Raw genomic sequence first — 206 nt, forward strand, 5'->3', positions numbered from 1 at the left:
TAACGCCCAATTAAGGGGTGAACAACGCCTCCACCCAACCTAAAGCATTGTGCCATAAACACTAAAATTGAAGTCGAAGCAAAAATGCCAAGCGTTGAGAATCCCTCTTAAATTGCTTGTTAACTGCACTTTTTCGCAATAACTAAACCATGATTACTACTACCAAGCAATGATGGTTCTGCACATGTAGAAAGGTGATACTTCAA

Annotated in this window: 1 pseudogene; it reads right to left on the minus strand. The window is 39.8% G+C overall.

From position 1 onward, the window contains the following. Positions 1-119 precede the first annotated feature (119 nt). Positions 120-206: pseudogene (locus AACW06_RS20840) on the minus strand (SAM-dependent methyltransferase); the annotation flags it as partial.

Origin of the sequence: Vibrio sp. S12_S33 (assembly GCF_963889785.1) — a bacterium.
GTDB lineage: Bacteria > Pseudomonadota > Gammaproteobacteria > Enterobacterales > Vibrionaceae > Vibrio > Vibrio aestuarianus.